Here is a 17,749-nt window from a genome sequence, read left to right as displayed (position 1 = left end):
TTATTCTCCCCGTGAGTCAGCGTTATCTTTCTTCTGCTGACGCCCCAGTTCACGAACCGCCATCACGCTGACACCGGCAACCAGTCCTACTACGCCGCCAAGCAGCCCAATCGCTCCGGCAGAAACATTGCCGCCTTCTTTCATATTGACGTCAGGTTTCTCGGAACGTGGCGTTTGGTTTTCTACATGAGCAAGCTGGTGAATACCTTTATGGAAACCGACGCCTTCTTCGTTACAGCCGTAGCAAGGGTGACCGATAGCCACCGGCCACACGCCACCAACATCGCAGAATTGCAGCGTTGAACAGTTACCGTAGGTTTCTGGTCCTTTACAGCCCAGATGGTAGAGGCACCAACCTTCACGGTGGCCTTCATCGCCAAACTCTTTCGCAAAACGGCCAGCATCGAAGTGCGGGCGACGTTCGCAGTGTTCGTGAATCAAACGGCCATAGGCGAATGTCGGACGGTTTTTGGTATCCAGCTTCGGCGGCTTACCGTAAGTGATGATATGCGCGACCGTTGCAAGGAAGTTATGTGGGTTCGGCGGACAGCCGGGGATGTTGATAATGGTTTTGCCTGGCAGAACTTCCTGCAAGCCGACTGCACCCGTTGGGTTAACGCCAGCGGCAGCAACACCACCCCACGCGGCGCAAGAGCCGATGGCAATGATAGCGGCAGCGCCTTCAGCGGCCCGGCGGATGTGATCCACGATCGGCTCACCGGCAACCATGCAGTAAATACCATTATCTTTTAGTGGGATAGAACCATCTACAACCAAAACATATTGCCCTTTGTACTTCTCCAGAGCGTTATGTTTATTCTCTTCAACCTGGTGGCCGAAGGCGGCAGAGAGTACCTCATGGTATTCGAGAGAGATGGTCTCCAGAACGAGGTTTTCCACTGTAGGGTGTGTCGCGCGAAGCAGCGATTCAGTACAACCCGTACACTCCTGAGCACCAATCCAGATAACTGGTGGGCGCTGAGGACGAGAAACTGATTCGGCCATTTCTGCGGCGGCTTTGCTACTGAGCCCCATGGTAGCGGCCAGTGCTGCACAAAGCTTCATGAAATCACGGCGATTGATGCCGTTCGAATTGATGAGAGAGTTATCTCCAGTCATTTTATAGTTATTCCGTTGCGAAGACCTGGCTTTTTATTTTGCACCATTCGCATGTTGCATATTGCGATCGGCGCGCCATTTACCACACTTTTTATATGGTTATGTGCGATATATTACTTCGACGGAGCAACAAAACGAAGGTGTTGGTCAATAGTGTAATTAATTAAAGCAACGGAATACCCCTTTCGGATCAAGCTTCGAGCCGATAGCCAGCCATGAAAAACCGAATTGTCGTACTGGACTGGTTCTCTTTAAAGAAATCCATCACCATCTCTTTATCCAGGCCATAGCGGCGCGTGAGGATGCCCGCCTCCCACGCGCTAAGCTGCCGATCGCCCGTTTTTTCAAACATACGATGTGAAAATCCCAGTATAAAACCGCGTTTATAATCAGCACAAAAATTGGCCACCATACGGGCGCTATCCGCGCTTGACGCGTTTAATCCGGCCATCAGACCTTTTCCAAAATGATTGTCCATGCGTAACCCCCAATCGCTATATAATAAATTATATAGCGATTTTTTAAGCAAAGGCCAGAGGTTTCACGTACTTTTTTGCGCCTGCTTAAAAGGACACCCACTCGTCCGTTTTGGCGGCCGCAGACGTTTTGCTGTCTGCTGAAGGGGAAGTGGTATTCGCAGCAGCGTATTGCACATCATTCGCAGACAGGCGGAACTGTTGCACCGAGCGTTGCAGCTCTTCCGTTTGTCGTTCCAGCGCCACAGCCGCGGCAGAGACTTGCTCAACCAATGCAGCGTTCTGTTGCGTGACGCTATCCATCTGGGTGATCGCCACACTCACCTGCGAGATGCCCTTGTTCTGTTCTTCCGAGGCAGAGGCAATTTGTTTCATGATAACGGTCACTTCGGTGGCACCGCGGAGAATTGCCTCCATGGTTAATCCCGTCTCTTTAACCAGACGAGCGCCCTGATCGACACGACGCGACGATTCGCCAATCAGCGTCTCAATTTCTTTCGCCGCTCCGGCGCTCCGGCTGGCAAGGTTACGTACTTCACCAGCAACGACGGCAAAACCACGTCCCTGCTCGCCCGCTCTGGCAGCTTCAACTGCGGCGTTAAGCGCCAGAATGTTGGTCTGGAAAGCAATACTGTTAATAACAGACGTAATTTCGGCGATCTGTTTCGAGCTGGCGGCAATGCCATCCATCGTCTCAACCACTTCAGAAACCAGCGTGCTGCCTTTACCTGCCGTCTCTGTCGCCGTATCGGCAAGCTGGCTGGCCTCACGCGCATTTTCGGCGTTAAGTTTTACCGTGGCGGTCAGTTGCTCCATGCTGGCAGCGGTCTCTTCCAGCGCCGCAGCCTGCTCTTCAGTACGTGAGGAGAGATCGTTATTACCGGTGGAAATTTCCGTAGCTCCTCGCCAGATGTTGTCACTACCTGAACGAATGGTACTGACGGCTTCGCGCAGGCTGTCCTGCATCGCGCATAGTAACGGCACCAGTTGGCCCACGCAGTTACGCCCAAAATCTTCAATAGGATGGCTGAGATCGCCCTGCGCAATCTGTTGGAACTGCTGACGGATGCGTCCCAGAGGTTTCACCATCATGGCGACGAGGTAACGGTCGGTAAAGAACAGTAGGGCAATACCGAGGATCACGGCAGTAATAATTAACGTCCGGATGATAGACGTTTTGCCATCGACCATAACACGGGTGGTATCAAGCCGCTCTCCTGCCGTGGCGTTAAAACGTTCGGCACTGGCGCCAAATTCACGGCTCAGCGCTGGCGTTATGGTGCTGGCATGTTCCGCAAAGGCCGTGAGCGTGCCCTGCTTTGCCAGCTGCATTTGCGGGATCACGCCATTGTCCAGCAGCGCCTGCCACTTCGTCAGTACCGCCGCGGCAACTTCCGGATCCATGGGGCCTGGAGACAATGTTTTCATCTCCTGGAGTTTTTTGCTCATGTTCTCAAGGGACTGCTGCGCCGGCGCAAAATCAGGCGTTCCGCCACTCATTTTGACGTCCATGGCGCGACTTAACCGCGTAACGAAGCGAAAGTACTGATCGTTCCCCTGACTGAGCACCGTCATCTGATGGACGAGATGACGGTCAATATCATTGCCTTCAGATATTTTTGATAAAGAATGAAGACTGAATAAACCCACGCCCGACCAGAGCAGGCAAAAAAGTCCCAGTATTGCCAACATGACAATACGAATAGTGAAGTTTTTCAGCAAACGCATAATAATTTCCTTGCCATTGATGAGGAATTCGCCATCAGGCGATACTTATCCTTGTTATCGGCAGGCAACAGAGAAGATATAATGCGTTCTTTATTTTTTTACTTTCTTAAGTACATTCAATATCTATTTACACTATATCAACATGAATGCTAATGAAATTAGCTAGCATTACTATTCAGATGATTAGCCTGAATCATTTAATAATCCTTTGTTTTATATCGTAAATATTCATTAAACCATGTAAGAGTGCGTTTCCAGGATAAATCAGCAGCAGTCTTATCATAACGTGGTGTCGAATCATTATGAAAACCATGATTAACGCCGGGATAGATATATGCCTCATAGACTCTCTTATTGGCCTTGAGTGCCTCCTCATAAGCAGGCCCCCTCATTAATTTGGATACCGTCATAGTAATCGAGCAACTCTTGTGGAAAGTCTTTCGCAGTTAAACGCGGCATGGCAGCGCTCCTGATTGATGTTTTTATACGCAAAACACAGTGGTCTGTTTTTACCCAGTTTTTCATCCCAGTGTGACCTGGTGAACGGGATCTTCAGCGGGAACCCGCTAGAATAGAAACGTTGTTTCGAAATTCACCTGCACTAAGGAGATCTCATGGCCTGGTTTGCCAATCCTGAACGTTACGAGCAGATGCTCTATCGTTACTGTGGGCGCAGCGGTTTGCGTTTACCCGCGCTATCGCTGGGTTTATGGCACAGTTTTGGGCACGTTCAGGCGCTGGATTCACAGCGCGCCCTGCTGCGTAAAGCATTTGATTTAGGCATCACGCATTTTGATTTAGCCAATAACTATGGACCGCCTCCGGGCAGCGCAGAAGAGAATTTTGGCCGATTACTGCGCGAGGATTTTGCACAATATCGTGATGAGCTGATCATCTCCAGCAAAGCAGGCTATGACATGTGGCCAGGTCCATACGGTTCTGGCGGTTCGCGCAAATACCTGCTCGCCAGCCTCGACCAGAGCCTGAAACGCATGGGCCTCGACTATGTCGATATCTTCTACTCACACCGCGTTGACGAAAATACGCCAATGGAAGAGACCGCCTCAGCCCTGGCCCATGCGGTGCAAAGCGGTAAAGCGCTGTATGTCGGTATCTCATCCTATTCCCCGGAGCGTACGCAGAAAATGGCCGAGCTGATGCGGGAGTGGAAAATTCCGTTGCTGATCCACCAGCCTTCTTACAACCTGCTTAACCGCTGGGTAGACAGTAGCGGTTTGCTGGATACACTGGAATCCAACGGCATGGGCTGTATCGCATTTACGCCGTTGGCCCAGGGGCTGCTGACGGGGAAATACCTCAACGGCATTCCGGAAGGTTCACGCATGCAACGTGAAGGGAAAAAAGCCCGTGGGCTGACGGAAAACATGCTGACGGAAGAAAATCTTACCAGCCTGCGTTTGCTCAATGAGATGGCGCAACAGCGAGGACAGTCGATGGCGCAAATGGCCTTAAGCTGGCTGCTGAAAGACAACCGGGTGACTTCGGTATTAATTGGCGCCAGCCGGCCGGAGCAACTGGAGGAAAACGTTCAGGCGTTGGCGAACCTGACGTTCAGTGCCGAAGAACTGGCGCAGATCGATAAGCACGTCGCAGACGGTAAGCTGAACCTGTGGCAGGCCTCATCGGACAAATAGCTGTTTATCACTCCGTGCCGGAAGGTGTCGTTAACCTCCCCGGCACGTAATGCAGACCCGACAGTCCCCTCACACTTCTTCCGCGTTGATCTCCGGGCGTTGATACTCCGGCCAGACCAGCGCGACAAGTGCAGGATAAGCCTCAAGACTGAACTCCCTGAAGCACTGACGCAGGTTGAGCACGTCCAGGTCAGCATGCGGGACCTTCTCACCGCTCAAACAGCGTTTTTTAATATTGTCGTAATATTTATACACCGCAGAGTTGAGGTCGCTGCAACGCCGCTGTGCATCAAATAATCCAGGAATCTCATTCAACTCCACCATTGTCATCCGTTTGATCGTGGAGTGGATAAAATCGATATATTCGTGATTAACGCGCCAATACCAGACTGGGGTAATCGAATTCATCAATACCGAGAAATGGTCCTCGCCTTCTTCTTTACTCAGCATTTCCGGCTGGTTTTCAGAATGTCCATTTTCTGCATATCGGTTTTTATTTGCACTGCGCATTAAAAAAAGCACCCCGCAGGTCAGCAATAGCAGGGTTATAACAGAATAAAATATACTGTTCATATACTGGCTCCATTTTTTTTGATTTTAAAATTACGCCATGCTATTGTCAACGCGGCCTGATTTATTTAAAACAACATATCATTGGCATCAAAGGATATTTCAACATGCTTCCCGAGCATCTTGTTCCCTCGCATTTTCACTTATCCAGTCCATCTACCAATACTGAACCCGTAGATAATAGTGAAAATTTGAATCAGGGAAAGAGAACGTTAAGCGATTACGAACCCGATATTTTGATTAGTGCTACAGCTACCGGTCAGGCACGCAATATGTTATTTGAAGAGTGCGATCGTCATTTAAAAGAGCGTTTGTTTCGTGCCGCGAAAATTGAGTCATTCACTCGCTTGCTCAATTCACTACAAGCAGAAGGCGACATTAACGCTCAAGAATTAAGTAAAATTTTGTCCACAAAAACAGCTATCATAAATGAGCAAGGTAATAAAATTTGGCTTAATTTAATCACACGTGAAACCAGCGATCCTATTTTTTATTCTCTGGAAAAGAAATAAAATGAAAGATATTGAGGATAATAATGTTTATTTGGCTTTAGATGACCATAAAAGCGATGAGTTTGTCTTAAAGCAAAATTTAGCCGTGTTGATTGCCAATAAAAACGCGACGCTGGAAAGCGTCGCTCAGGAGATTGTTTCTATCCCCGCCGCGCTGGTACGAATGAAATGGCAAAATCGCCGTGAGATTTATGCGCTACAAGCTAAAGAAGAGATCTACGGCGCCGCCATTGAGGCCATTATGGAGCAGCAACCGGAACTGCGGGACAAAATAATGACCCGGCTGGAAAGCGCATATCAGCATATTCTCAGGCGAGAAACAGCCACCCTTCGCCTGACGCGTAAACTGTCTGAAGGCAACTACGAGCCAACCAGGATAACGACAGTCGCCCTGGATGAAGACAGATAAGGGCGAGTGGAGAACGTTGAATCAGGAGCTGCAGGCCGGGTAAGGCGCCCCCCCACCCGGCAATGAGGATTACTTCGCTTTTACAGTCTCTTCACCAACCAGACCAATCTTCAGGAACCCCGCCTGATGCAAAGCATCCATAACCTTCATCATGGTTTCATAATCGACGGTTTTATCCGCACGGAAGAAGATCGTAGTGTCTTTCTTGCCATCAGTCAGCGTATTTAACTCGCTAATCATGGTATCGTCCGTCACCTGGTTGTTGCCAATAAACATACTCTTATCGGCTTTCACAGACAGGTAAACCGGTTTTTCCGGACGCGGTTGCGGTGTGCTGGTGGAAGCAGGGAGATTCACCTTCACATCCACCGTTGCCAACGGCGCAGCCACCATAAAGATGATCAATAAAACCAACATAACGTCGATAAACGGCGTCACGTTTATTTCATGCATTTCACCGTTATCGTCCAGGTTTTCATTAAAGCTCATTGCCATGGAACATTATCCTACACGTAATTTCTGCGCAGCACGTACCGGATGCGCGGATGCGCTAGCGTTCAGGTCGAGATCGCGACTTTGCAGCAACAGCACCTGCGCCGCGACATCGCCCAGCATCGCTTTATAGCTGCCAATCTGACGTGCGAAAACGTTATAGATAACAACTGCAGGAATTGCTGCAACCAGACCAATCGCGGTGGCTAACAGCGCTTCTGCGATACCCGGCGCAACAACGGCCAGGTTGGTCGTTTGGGTTTGCGCGATCCCGATGAAGCTATTCATGATGCCCCATACCGTACCGAACAGCCCGACGAACGGAGAGATAGCCCCGATGGTCGCCAGGTATCCGTTACCGCGCCCCATATGACGCCCTACCGCCGCGACACGACGCTCCAGACGGAAACCAGTACGTTCTTTAATACCTTCGTTGTCGTCGCTACCTTCAGACAGTTCCAGCTCATTCTGCGCCTCGTTAATCAACAGCGCGCCCAGGCTTTTGCCATCGAATCCTGCGGCAATCTCACTTGCCTGGTCTAAAGAGCGAGCATCCACCAGCAGTTGCTGCTCGCGCTTAAGGCGGCGTTTCTGAGTAAAGAACTCAAGGCTCTTACTAAAGAAAATTGCCCAGGTGACCACTGACGCCAAAATCAGCCCAATCATCACGCACTTAACCACGATATCGGCGTGCTGATACATACCCCAGACGGAAAGGTCCGTCTGCATCAAATTATTACCCACTCTGTATCTCCAGGACGCAAGTCACAAAATCTGTGCGTAATGATATCAAAACGACGTCGAATTGATAGTCGTTCTCATTACTATTTACATAGTGCCGCACCTTTGGTTTCTTTTCCTTGCGCTTACGCAGTAAAAAAGTCACCAGACGCAGTTTGAGATTATTTTCTACTGTATGCCTGTTCTGCGGGATGCGTCATCTTTGATTCATGGTAGTTTAGACATCCAGACGTATAAAAACAGGTCAAACAACATGGCAGATAAACAACTTGAAACCAAACTTGTGCATGCAGGGCGCAGTAAAAAGTACACGCTGGGCTCGGTAAATAGCGTGATCCAGCGCGCTTCTTCGCTGGTTTTTGACACCTTAGAGGCCAAAAAACAGGCTACCCATAACCGGGCTAACGGCGCACTTTTTTACGGACGTCGCGGAACCCTGACGCATTTCTCCCTGCAGGAGGCGATGTGTGAACTGGAAGGCGGGGCAGGTTGCGCCTTATTCCCCTGCGGCGCGGCAGCCGTGGCAAACACCATCCTCGCTTTTGTGGAGCAAGGCGATCATGTGCTGATGACCAACACCGCCTATGAACCCAGCCAGGATTTCTGCACAAAAATTCTCGGCAAGCTTGGCGTGTCCACCGGCTGGTTCGATCCGCTGGTTGGCGCCGATATAGTGAAGCACATGCAGCCGAACACCAAAGTCGTATTTTTGGAATCGCCCGGCTCTGTCACCATGGAAGTGCATGATGTTCCGGCTATTGTTGCCGCCGTCAGAAGCGTTGCACCTGACGCGATCATCATGATTGATAACACCTGGGCTGCCGGGGTGCTGTTCAAAGCGCTGGATTTTGGCATCGATGTTTCTATTCAGGCTGGCACCAAATATCTGATTGGTCATTCCGATGGCATGGTCGGCACGGCGGTATCCAATGCCCGCTGCTGGGATCAACTGCGCGAAAATGCGTATCTGATGGGACAAATGTTGGATGCCGATACTGCCTATATGACCAGCCGTGGACTGCGTACGCTGAGCGTACGCCTGCGTCAGCATCATGAAAGCAGCGTAAAGGTTGCCGAATGGCTGGCCAGCCATCCGCAGGTCGCCCGCGTGAACCACCCAGCGCTGCCCGGCAGTAAGGGTCACGAATTCTGGAAGCGTGATTTCACCGGCAGCAGCGGTCTGTTCTCGTTCGTATTGAATAAGAAACTCAATCATGAGGAGCTGAGCGCGTATATGGATCACTTCAACCTGTTCAGCATGGCTTACTCCTGGGGCGGCTTTGAGTCGTTGATTCTCGCTAATCAGCCGGAGCACATTGCGGCAATTCGTCCACAAGGCGAGGTGGACTTCAGTGGAACGCTCATCCGTCTGCATATCGGTTTAGAGAATGTTGACGATCTGATTGCCGATTTAGCCGCAGGATTTGCCCGAATCGAGTAAAATTGCCATAGATGGACATATATGCAGACACTTCTGGTGGAAAAGTCTGCAATTGTTGCGTCCGGGATCAAGGCATCCCGGACAATTCAGGAGTACAATCCACACATAAACGCTGTTCCACAGGAAAGTCCATGGTAGTCATTCAAGATATTGTCTCCGCGCTCTGGCAACACGATTTTGCCGCGCTGGCGGATCCACACGTTGTGAGCGTGGTGTACTTCGTTATGTTCGCCACACTGTTTTTAGAAAATGGCCTGCTGCCCGCCTCCTTTTTACCCGGAGACAGCCTGTTATTGCTGGCAGGTGCACTGATCGCTCAGGACGTGATGAGTTTTTTACCTACCATAGCTATTCTGACCGCCGCAGCCAGTCTGGGCTGCTGGCTGAGCTACATTCAGGGACGATGGCTGGGCAACACGCGGACGGTAAAAGGCTGGCTGGCGCAATTACCTGAAAAGTATCATCAGCGTGCCACTTGTATGTTTGATCAACATGGGTTGATGGCGCTGCTGGCCGGACGCTTTCTGGCATTCGTTCGTACCCTGCTGCCAACAATGGCGGGTATTTCAGGGCTTCCTAATCGTCGATTCCAGTTTTTTAACTGGCTGAGCGGACTGCTGTGGGTCACGGTCGTCACCGGCTTCGGCTATGCGCTGAGCATGATCCCGTTCGTCAAACGCCATGAAGATCAGGTGATGACCTTTTTAATGATCCTGCCGATTGCCCTGTTAACCGCAGGTCTGTTGGGAACGCTGTTCGTGGTGATTAAAAAAAAATACTGTAGCGCCTGAATCGCATCCGTAGGCCGGATAATCTCCGGCATTTCGCCTTATAGCACGCAGCTTTAAGGCGTACGGTGTACCTGTCAGGCCGACAAGAAGTCAACTCCCCTGCATCATTCTTATTCTGGCCGCATCCTCTCCCGGCGTTACGCCAAAGAAACGTTTAAACTCACGACTGAATTGCGATGCGCTCTCATAGCCGACACGCATGGCGGCCGCGCTGGCCTTCATTCCGTCGTGGATCATCATCATCCGTGCTTTATGCAGCCGATAACTCTTGAGATATTGCAGCGGCGATGTGCTGGTCACCGCTTTAAAATTATGATGAAACGCCGACACGCTCATGTTCGCTTCTGCCGCCAGCTGTTCTACATTGAGGTTTTCGGTGTATTTGGTTTCAATTCGCTTCAACACCCGGCTTATCAAACTGAAATGCGTCTGGCGACTAACCAGCGCAAGTAACGCGCCGCCACGCGGCCCGGTCAGCACATGGTAGAGGATCTCGCGAATGATCTGTTTTCCCAGAATACGCGCATCCAGCGGCCGTTCCATCACATCCAGCAGACGCTCAGCGGCACAGAGAATTTCGTCAGAGAGCGTCGCGGAGTTGATCCCGCTGGCCGCCATGGCGGGCTGGAACAGCTCGTCTTCCCCAATGTCCATCAACAGCTCCTGCAATTGCAGAATATCGACATTCAGGTAAATACCGGCCAGTGGAACCTCCGGCGTCGCATACGTTTCACATTCAAAGGGTAAAGGTACTGTCAGCAACAGATATTCGTTGGCGTCATAACGAAATACGCGTTCATTGATATAACCAATTTTATGCCCCGAAAAGAGAAATATGATGCCAGGCTGATACATCACCGGTGTACGCGCCGCTGGCTCAGTACCGTGGAGCAGACGAACATCTGGCAGCAGTTCGCTGAGTTTATTTTCATTATTTTTCAACTGCTTAATTTTATCTGTCAGCAGAAGGCAGATCTCATCACGGTTCATAGAGCACCAGTTCATCATCGGTTTGTAACTCTGCCATAATGCGCAGATTTATACTTTTTCTCCAGTCGTCTGTAGAAATGGGCAAGACATCGGCAGAAATGAGCATTGAGAGCTACGCGACTGACGACCACAATGTTCATCATCCGGCAGATACTCTCCTGCCCTCTTTTTTACCCACATAAGGGAACGAGCAATGAACAATTTTAATCTCCATACCCCAACCCGCATTCTGTTTGGTAAAGGCGCAATTGCACAGTTGCGCGATCAAATCCCTCAGGACGCTCGCGTACTGGTTACCTACGGCGGCGGCAGCGTGAAAAAAACCGGCGTTCTGGCACAGGTTCAGGACGCGCTAAAAGGTCTGGACGTGATTGAGTTTGGCGGTATTGAGCCGAACCCGTCTTATGAAACGCTAATGAACGCGGTAAAAATCGTACGTGATGAGAAAGTGACGTTCCTGCTGGCGGTGGGCGGTGGTTCAGTGCTGGATGGCACCAAATTCATCGCGGCTGCGGCACAGTACGCGGACGGCGTTGATCCATGGCGTATTCTGGAAACCCACGGTAATGACGTAAAAAGCGCCATCCCGATGGGCTCCGTATTAACCCTGCCAGCTACCGGCTCTGAATCTAACTCCGGTGCGGTAATTTCACGTAAAACAACTGGCGATAAACTGGCCTTTATGACCCCGTTTGTGCAGCCGGTATTTGCCGTGCTGGATCCGGTTTACACCTATACACTGCCGCCGCGTCAGGTTGCTAACGGTGTCGTGGATGCGTTCGTTCATACCGTTGAGCAGTATGTGACCTATCCGGTCGACGGGAAAATTCAGGATCGCTTTGCCGAAGGCATTCTGCTGACGCTTATCGAAGAAGGCCCGAAAGCATTGCAGGAGCCGGAAAATTACAACGTCCGTGCAAACGTCATGTGGGCGGCAACCCAGGCACTCAACGGCCTGATTGGTGCAGGCGTACCACAGGACTGGGCAACGCATATGCTGGGTCACGAACTGACCGCAATGCATGGTCTCGATCATGCCCAAACGTTGGCCATCGTTCTGCCTGCGCTGTGGAATGAAAAACGCGATGCCAAGCGCGCCAAATTGCTGCAGTATGCTGAACGCGTGTGGAATATCACCGAAGGAAGCGATGACCAGCGCATCGATGCCGCCATTGCAGCAACCCGCGCTTTCTTCGAGCAAATGGGCGTACCGACTCGCCTGTCTGACTACGGTCTGGACGGCAGTTCTATCCCGGCGTTACTGGAAAAACTGGAAGCCCATGGGAATACGAAACTGGGAGAACATCAGGACATTACGCTCGACGTCAGCCGTCGGATTTACGAAGCTGCCCGCTAAGGTTTTTTGACCTCCACCTTTCGTTTTTGGGTATTTATACCAGGCTTAAGTCACACCTATGTCACCGGAGTATGTTCCGGTGACAGACATTAAGGGGGGAATTATGACCACTCCAACCATTATAAAACTACAGGATGGCAACGTCATGCCACAACTGGGCCTGGGGGTCTGGAAGGCAAGCAACGAAGAAGTCATCACCGCCATTCATAAAGCGCTGGAAGTGGGGTATCGCTCAATCGATACCGCGGCAGCGTACAAAAATGAAGAAGGTGTCGGCAAAGCAATACGCGATGCAGGCGTGCCGCGGGAAGCGTTATTCATTACCACTAAGCTGTGGAATGATGACCAGAAACGCCCCCGGGAAGCCTTACTCGAAAGCATGGAGAAACTCCAGCTTGATTACCTCGATCTGTATCTGATGCATTGGCCCGTTCCGGCGATCGACCACTACGTTGAAGCGTGGGAAAGCATGATAGACCTGCAAAAAGAAGGGCTGATTAAGAGCATCGGCGTGTGCAACTTTCAGATAAACCATCTCCAGCGGCTAATGGATGAAACCGGCGTACCTCCGGTGATTAATCAGATAGAACTTCACCCGCTCATGCAACAACGCCAACTGCACGCCTGGAACGCCACACATAAAATCCAGACCGAATCCTGGAGTCCACTGGCGCAGGGCGGCAAAGATGTCTTCGATCAAAAGATAATCCGTGACCTCGCAGAGAAATATGGCAAATCACCCGCGCAGATTGTCATCCGCTGGCATCTGGATAGCGGCCTGGTGGTGATTCCGAAATCGGTCACTCCTGCGCGTATCGTAGAAAACTTTAACGTCTGGGACTTCCGCCTGGATAAAGATGAATTAGGCGAAATCGCGAAACTCGATCAGGGTAAACGTCTGGGACCCGATCCAGACCAGTTCGGCGGTTAACCCCTTCCTTCCAGCCCGACACTCTCGTCGGGCCTTTTCTGATTTGAAATATCAGGAAACAATTCACACACATATATTGATGTATTTCTTGCAATCCCTGGAGCAGCATTACGCAACATAACCTGTTAATTATTCAGTAAATATATTCATGATATGAATATATTTATAACACCTATAGGTGCGTAACCGTGACTAATAAAAAAAGCAATAGTGTCAAATGGCTCCCATTGATTCTTATAACACTCATTTCCGCTGGACTGTGGCAGCTTACCCCGCCGACAGGGCTAAGTACGCCAGCCTGGCATTCAGCAATTATCTTCGTCGCCACCATCGCCTCTATCGTGGCGAAAGTGTTACCCATCGGCGCAGTCGGCATTATTGGAATTACGGTTTTTGCACTCGCCTATGCTGCCGGAGATAAAACCGCCAGCGGCGCTATCACCACAGCGCTAAGCGAACTGAACAGTTCGCTTATCTGGCTTATCGTCGTCGCTTTTATGATTGCCCGCGGGTTTATCAAAACAGGCCTCGGACGACGTATTGCGCTGCAGATGATCCGTTTGCTTGGCAAACGCACTCTCGGACTCGCCTACGGTCTGGCCTTTGCCGATCTGATTCTATCCCCCGCAATGCCGAGCAATACGGCACGCTGCGGCGGCGTCATCTACCCCATTGCCGACTCCCTGGCGCGCAGTTTTCATTCTAATCCGGAAGATGAGTCCCGCAGTAAAATCGGTACCTTTCTTATCACCTGTATTGGCAACGTCAACGACGTTACTGCCGCACTATTTATGACCGGCTACACTGGCAATCTGTTAGCGGTGAAGCTGGCGGCCAATGCGGGCGTCACGCTGACCTGGGGCGGCTGGTTCATGGCGGCGCTGCTGCCTTGCCTGGTCTCCTTACTGCTGGTTCCATTGCTGGTCTACTGGATTGTACGCCCGGAAATTAAACACACACCAGATGCCCCGAATCTGGCGCGTAAAGAGCTGGTGGAAATGGGTCGGATGTCTCGTGGGGAATGGCTGATGCTGGCTACCGTCGGCGTGCTGCTGGTGCTGTGGATTTTTGGCGATACGTTAGGCGTCGACGCCACCACTGCCTCGTTCGTGGGACTGTCTATTTTATTACTAAGCGGTGTTCTGAGCTGGGAAGACGTCAAAAGTGAAAAAGGCGCTTGGGACACACTGATTTGGTTTGCCGCGCTGCTGATGATGGCAAACCAGCTGAAAAAACTGGGTTTTACCACCTGGTTTGGCAATCTGATCGGTGACAGCCTGAGCAGCACCATGCACGGTACCAGTTGGGTAATCGTCCTGCTGCTGCTGAACGCCGCCTATTTCTATACTCACTACTTTTTTGCCAGCGGCAATGCACAGATTGCCGCGCTGTACGCCGTTTTCCTCGGCGTAGGTCTGCATTTGAACATCCCCGCTGCCCCCACGGCGCTAATGCTGGCCTTCACCAGCAGTTTGTACTGCTCGCTCACCCAGTACACCCACGCTCGCGGTCCAATCCTGTTTGGCGCCGGGTACGTTCCAACGGGCGTCTGGTGGCGCACAGGCTTTATCATCAGCCTGTTTAACCAGGCGGTGTTTATCACCGTGGGGTTGATGTGGTGGAAGGTATTGGGTCTGTACTAAACTGACTGCGTCCTGACGACATACCTTACTGCGGAGAAAAGGAATGACCTGTATTTTCTGTCAAATAGTTGAAGGCAAAGCCCCCTGCCATAAGGTCTGGGAAGACGAGCACCATCTGGCTTTTCTGTCTATTTTCCCGAACACTGACGGTTTTACCGTGGTGATCCCGAAAAAGCATTACCCCAGCTATGCCTTCGATATGCCGCCGCAGGCGTTGGCTGACCTGATGATGGCAACCCAAAAAGTGGCTAAGAAACTGGATAAGGCTTTCCCGGATGTCAGTCGTACGGGGATGTTCTTCGAAGGTTTCGGCGTAGACCATGTGCACAGCAAATTAAGCCCTATGCACGGTACTGGCGACCTCCCCCACTGGAAACCGATTGAGTCGCGGCAGACCAAATTTTTCGAGCAGTATGAAGGCTATCTGTCATCACACGACCACGAACGAGCGGATGATGCAAAACTGGCCGCATTAGCGGCCAGAATTCGTGAGGCATAACGTTGGATGTGATTGCCGGGTAAAGCATTTGTACCTTATCCGGCATTCAATCTGGCATTAACGCCCCGCAACTTTGCCGCGTTTTTTGTTCGCGGCAGGCGTCTGGCGCTGATGAGCCACTGGCGTATGCTTGGTCAACGCAGGACGGGTATGACGGTTCTGGCGACGTGCTTCACGCATCTCTTCCAGCGTAGGCGCCGGAACCAGACATTCACGACGACCGCCGATCAGATGCTTTTTACCCATGTCTTCCAGCGCCAGGCGGATTAACGGCCAGTTAGCTGGATCGTGGTAACGCAGCAGGGCTTTATGCAAACGGCGCTGCTTATCGCCTTTCGGCACCACCACGTCTTCACTCTTATAACCAATTTTACCCAGCGGGTTTTTCCCGGTGTAATACATGGTTGTGGAGTTCGCCAGCGGCGATGGATAGAAGTTCTGCACCTGATCCAGACGGAAACGACGTTGTTTCAGCCACAGCGCCAGATTCACCATATCCTCGTCACGCGTACCCGGGTGCGCGGAGATGAAGTATGGGATCAGGTATTGCTCTTTACCCGCCTGTTTAGAGTAGGTATCGAACAGCTCCTTAAAGCGATCGTAGCTGCCCATCCCCGGCTTCATCATCTTCGACAGCGGGCCTTCTTCAGTATGCTCTGGCGCAATCTTCAGATAGCCGCCAACGTGGTGGGTCGCCAGCTCTTTGATATAGCGCGGATCTTCAACCGCGATGTCATAGCGCACACCGGAAGCAATGAGGATCTTTTTAATGCCTTTCAAATCACGCGCCCGGCGATAAAGGTTAATCGTCGGTTCGTGGTTGGTATCCATATGCGGACAGATATCCGGGTAAACGCAGGACAGACGACGGCAGGTCTGCTCAGCACGCGGTGACTTACAGCGCAACATATACATGTTCGCCGTTGGACCACCGAGATCGGAAATCACGCCGGTAAAGCCCGGAACGGTGTCGCGAATGGCTTCGATCTCATTGATTATCGAATCTTCAGAGCGGCTCTGGATGATGCGGCCTTCGTGCTCAGTGATCGAACAGAACGAACAGCCGCCAAAGCAGCCACGCATAATGTTGATCGAGAAACGGATCATCTCGTAGGCCGGAATGCGGCTATCGCCATACGCCGGGTGCGGCACGCGCTTGTACGGCAGCGCAAAGACGCTGTCCATCTCTTCGGTAGAAAGCGGAATAGCTGGCGGGTTAATCCAGATGTAGCGATCGCCATGCTTTTGCATCAGCGCACGCGCGCAGCCTGGGTTGGTTTCGTGGTGCAGGATACGCGACGCATGCGCATACAGCACTTTGTCACCCTTCACTTTTTCGAAAGAGGGCAGCAGCACGTAGGTTTTTTCCCACGGTTTCGGGCGCGGCGGCTGTACCGTTACCGCTTTCGCTTCCTGCTTTTTCGGGGCGACCGGTTTGTTGTCGGCACACGGCAGATCTTCGCCGTACGGATGCGGGATCGGGTCAATTTTGCCCGGCGTGTCGAGGCGCGTGGAATCCACCCCACTCCAGCCCGGTAGTGCTTCTTTAACCATAATCGCAGTGTTACGCACGTCGCGGATCTGATCGATGGTTTCCCCCATCGCCAGACGATGCGCCACTTCCACCAGCGGGCGCTCACCGTTACCAAACATCAGCATGTCGGCTTTTGAATCCACCAGCACGGAGCGACGAACGGTATCAGACCAGTAGTCGTAGTGCGCGGTACGGCGCAGACTGGCCTCAATACCACCGAGAATAACCGGCACATCTTTCCATGCTTCTTTACAGCGCTGGGTATAGACCAGCGTGGCACGGTCCGGGCGTTTGCCCGCCACGTTGTCTGGCGTATAGGCATCGTCATGGCGCAGTCGGCGATCGGCCGTATAACGGTTGATCATCGAGTCCATATTGCCTGCGGTTACACCAAAGAACAGGTTCGGTTTACCCAAACGCATAAAATCGTCTTTGTTGTTCCACTCCGGCTGGGCGATAATCCCAACACGAAAGCCCTGAGCTTCCAGCATACGGCCGCAAATTGCCATGCCAAAGCTGGGGTGATCGACGTAGGCATCGCCGGTAACCAGAATGATGTCGCAGCTATCCCAGCCAAGTTGGTCCATTTCGTCGCGTGACATCGGCAAAAACGGTGCCGGGCCAAAACAGGCAGCCCAGTACTGCGGCCAGGAGAAAAGGTCTCTGTCCGGCTGGAGCAGGGATATTGCGCTCATAGTGCTTCCAAAAATGGTAAAAAAATAATCAAAGGCCGGGGATTATACGCTGTATGTCGGCAAGAAATGAAGTGGAGTCTGAACCAGACGAGTAGAAAGATTTATAAATTGTTAAATTTTACGCAGCCCATTTTGATCCATCATTATTAACGCCATGCCGACCAGC

17 protein-coding genes and 1 pseudogene are annotated in these 17,749 nt (G+C 51.5%); 9 read left to right on the top strand and 9 right to left on the bottom strand.

The features are described from left to right. From hybO to NMD08_RS04295, 4 genes and pseudogenes are all read right to left on the bottom strand, one after another. A complete protein-coding gene (gene hybO / locus NMD08_RS04310) occupies positions 1–1,119 on the bottom strand; it encodes a hydrogenase 2 small subunit (protein WP_040233985.1) in 1,119 nt (372 codons plus the stop codon). A 190-nt stretch (positions 1,120–1,309) separates the two neighbouring features. Beyond that, on the bottom strand, positions 1,310–1,597 hold the full coding sequence (locus NMD08_RS04305) for a DUF2623 family protein (protein WP_151224347.1): 288 nt from the start codon (positions 1,595–1,597) through the stop codon (positions 1,310–1,312). Between the two features lie 85 nt (positions 1,598–1,682). Beyond that, positions 1,683–3,323 (bottom strand): methyl-accepting chemotaxis protein, encoded by a 1,641-nt coding sequence (locus NMD08_RS04300; RefSeq protein WP_187253249.1) that lies wholly within the window; start codon positions 3,321–3,323, stop codon positions 1,683–1,685. A 197-nt stretch (positions 3,324–3,520) separates the two neighbouring features. Next, positions 3,521–3,706: pseudogene (locus NMD08_RS04295) on the bottom strand (dienelactone hydrolase family protein); the annotation flags it as partial. Between the two features lie 231 nt (positions 3,707–3,937). Between NMD08_RS04295 and NMD08_RS04290 the strand changes: the two are divergent. Then, positions 3,938–4,978: an aldo/keto reductase gene (locus NMD08_RS04290; RefSeq protein WP_187253250.1), complete on the top strand. Its 1,041-nt coding sequence runs from the start codon at positions 3,938–3,940 to the stop codon at positions 4,976–4,978. A gap of 69 nt (positions 4,979–5,047) precedes the next feature. Here the strand turns inward: NMD08_RS04290 and NMD08_RS04285 are convergent, their stop codons facing one another. Then, positions 5,048–5,551, bottom strand: a complete 504-nt coding sequence (locus NMD08_RS04285) for an ESA_00282 family adhesion-associated protein (protein WP_151217713.1) — start codon at positions 5,549–5,551, stop codon at positions 5,048–5,050. A 104-nt stretch (positions 5,552–5,655) separates the two neighbouring features. Between NMD08_RS04285 and NMD08_RS04280 the strand changes: the two genes are divergently transcribed. Both NMD08_RS04280 and NMD08_RS04275 read left to right on the top strand, forming a co-directional pair. Beyond that, positions 5,656–6,060, top strand: a complete 405-nt coding sequence (locus tag NMD08_RS04280; RefSeq protein ID WP_187253251.1) for a hypothetical protein — start codon at positions 5,656–5,658, stop codon at positions 6,058–6,060. 1 nt (position 6,061) lies between these two features. Next, positions 6,062–6,469, top strand: coding sequence for a cytoplasmic protein (locus tag NMD08_RS04275; RefSeq protein WP_187259009.1), 408 nt, complete (start codon positions 6,062–6,064; stop codon positions 6,467–6,469). A 69-nt stretch (positions 6,470–6,538) separates the two neighbouring features. Here NMD08_RS04275 and exbD read toward each other — a convergent pair whose 3' ends face one another. Together exbD and exbB are read right to left on the bottom strand one after the other, a co-directional pair. Continuing rightward, positions 6,539–6,964, bottom strand: a complete 426-nt coding sequence (gene exbD, locus NMD08_RS04270) for a TonB system transport protein ExbD (protein WP_151217715.1) — start codon at positions 6,962–6,964, stop codon at positions 6,539–6,541. A gap of 6 nt (positions 6,965–6,970) precedes the next feature. After that, the gene (exbB, locus tag NMD08_RS04265; RefSeq protein ID WP_151217716.1) at positions 6,971–7,705 is read right to left on the bottom strand and encodes a tol-pal system-associated acyl-CoA thioesterase; all 735 of its coding nucleotides are present in this window, start codon (positions 7,703–7,705) and stop codon (positions 6,971–6,973) included. A gap of 250 nt (positions 7,706–7,955) precedes the next feature. On the opposite strand from exbB, the gene metC reads away from it, so the two are divergent. Then, positions 7,956–9,143 carry a cystathionine beta-lyase gene (gene metC, locus NMD08_RS04260; protein WP_252838758.1) on the top strand — a complete coding sequence of 396 codons (1,188 nt, stop codon included), beginning with the start codon at positions 7,956–7,958 and terminating at the stop codon, positions 9,141–9,143. Between the two features lie 131 nt (positions 9,144–9,274). After that, positions 9,275–9,934 (top strand): DedA family general envelope maintenance protein YghB, encoded by a 660-nt coding sequence (gene yghB, locus NMD08_RS04255; protein ID WP_187253254.1) that lies wholly within the window; start codon positions 9,275–9,277, stop codon positions 9,932–9,934. A 90-nt stretch (positions 9,935–10,024) separates the two neighbouring features. Here the strand turns inward: yghB and NMD08_RS04250 are convergent, their stop codons facing one another. Then, positions 10,025–10,924 carry an AraC family transcriptional regulator gene (locus tag NMD08_RS04250; protein ID WP_029139662.1) on the bottom strand — a complete coding sequence of 300 codons (900 nt, stop codon included), beginning with the start codon at positions 10,922–10,924 and terminating at the stop codon, positions 10,025–10,027. 193 nt (positions 10,925–11,117) lie between these two features. On the opposite strand from NMD08_RS04250, the gene yqhD reads away from it, so the two are divergent. From yqhD to NMD08_RS04230, 4 genes are all read left to right on the top strand, one after another. Then, positions 11,118–12,281 (top strand): alcohol dehydrogenase, encoded by a 1,164-nt coding sequence (yqhD, locus tag NMD08_RS04245; protein WP_151217719.1) that lies wholly within the window; start codon positions 11,118–11,120, stop codon positions 12,279–12,281. Positions 12,282–12,384: 103 nt separating this feature from the next. Further along, entirely contained in the window at positions 12,385–13,212 is an 828-nt protein-coding gene (gene dkgA / locus NMD08_RS04240; RefSeq protein WP_151217720.1) for a 2,5-didehydrogluconate reductase DkgA, read from the top strand. A 188-nt stretch (positions 13,213–13,400) separates the two neighbouring features. Then, positions 13,401–14,855 carry a DASS family sodium-coupled anion symporter gene (locus NMD08_RS04235; RefSeq protein ID WP_370619589.1) on the top strand — a complete coding sequence of 485 codons (1,455 nt, stop codon included), beginning with the start codon at positions 13,401–13,403 and terminating at the stop codon, positions 14,853–14,855. A 43-nt stretch (positions 14,856–14,898) separates the two neighbouring features. Continuing rightward, on the top strand, positions 14,899–15,354 hold the full coding sequence (locus tag NMD08_RS04230) for an HIT family protein (RefSeq protein ID WP_151217721.1): 456 nt from the start codon (positions 14,899–14,901) through the stop codon (positions 15,352–15,354). Between the two features lie 57 nt (positions 15,355–15,411). Here the strand turns inward: NMD08_RS04230 and NMD08_RS04225 are convergent, their stop codons facing one another. Next, positions 15,412–17,583: a YgiQ family radical SAM protein gene (locus NMD08_RS04225; protein WP_370619587.1), complete on the bottom strand. Its 2,172-nt coding sequence runs from the start codon at positions 17,581–17,583 to the stop codon at positions 15,412–15,414. Between the last annotated feature and the right edge of the window lie 166 nt (positions 17,584–17,749).

The sequence above is a fragment of the Citrobacter meridianamericanus genome (assembly GCF_041320245.1).
Lineage (GTDB): Bacteria > Pseudomonadota > Gammaproteobacteria > Enterobacterales > Enterobacteriaceae > Citrobacter > Citrobacter meridianamericanus.
Note: the sequence above shows the minus strand (reverse complement) of the source record. Positions and strands in the feature narration are given on the sequence as shown.

What these genes read in the sequence shown, in the direction of transcription:
- NMD08_RS04280 (WP_187253251.1), top strand. Translation starts at nt 5,656, where the DNA reads ATGCTTCCCGAGCATCTTGTTCCCTCGCATTTTCACTTATCCAGTCCA.
- NMD08_RS04285 (WP_151217713.1), bottom strand. Translation starts at nt 5,551, where the DNA reads ATGAACAGTATATTTTATTCTGTTATAACCCTGCTATTGCTGACCTGC.
- NMD08_RS04305 (WP_151224347.1), bottom strand. Translation starts at nt 1,597, where the DNA reads ATGGACAATCATTTTGGAAAAGGTCTGATGGCCGGATTAAACGCGTCA.
- NMD08_RS04300 (WP_187253249.1), bottom strand. Translation starts at nt 3,323, where the DNA reads ATGCGTTTGCTGAAAAACTTCACTATTCGTATTGTCATGTTGGCAATA.
- yghB (WP_187253254.1), top strand. Translation starts at nt 9,275, where the DNA reads ATGGTAGTCATTCAAGATATTGTCTCCGCGCTCTGGCAACACGATTTT.
- metC (WP_252838758.1), top strand. Translation starts at nt 7,956, where the DNA reads ATGGCAGATAAACAACTTGAAACCAAACTTGTGCATGCAGGGCGCAGT.
- hybO (WP_040233985.1), bottom strand. Translation starts at nt 1,119, where the DNA reads ATGACTGGAGATAACTCTCTCATCAATTCGAACGGCATCAATCGCCGT.
- dkgA (WP_151217720.1), top strand. Translation starts at nt 12,385, where the DNA reads ATGACCACTCCAACCATTATAAAACTACAGGATGGCAACGTCATGCCA.
- exbD (WP_151217715.1), bottom strand. Translation starts at nt 6,964, where the DNA reads ATGGCAATGAGCTTTAATGAAAACCTGGACGATAACGGTGAAATGCAT.
- NMD08_RS04275 (WP_187259009.1), top strand. Translation starts at nt 6,062, where the DNA reads ATGAAAGATATTGAGGATAATAATGTTTATTTGGCTTTAGATGACCAT.
- yqhD (WP_151217719.1), top strand. Translation starts at nt 11,118, where the DNA reads ATGAACAATTTTAATCTCCATACCCCAACCCGCATTCTGTTTGGTAAA.
- NMD08_RS04290 (WP_187253250.1), top strand. Translation starts at nt 3,938, where the DNA reads ATGGCCTGGTTTGCCAATCCTGAACGTTACGAGCAGATGCTCTATCGT.
- NMD08_RS04250 (WP_029139662.1), bottom strand. Translation starts at nt 10,924, where the DNA reads ATGAACCGTGATGAGATCTGCCTTCTGCTGACAGATAAAATTAAGCAG.
- NMD08_RS04225 (WP_370619587.1), bottom strand. Translation starts at nt 17,583, where the DNA reads ATGAGCGCAATATCCCTGCTCCAGCCGGACAGAGACCTTTTCTCCTGG.
- NMD08_RS04230 (WP_151217721.1), top strand. Translation starts at nt 14,899, where the DNA reads ATGACCTGTATTTTCTGTCAAATAGTTGAAGGCAAAGCCCCCTGCCAT.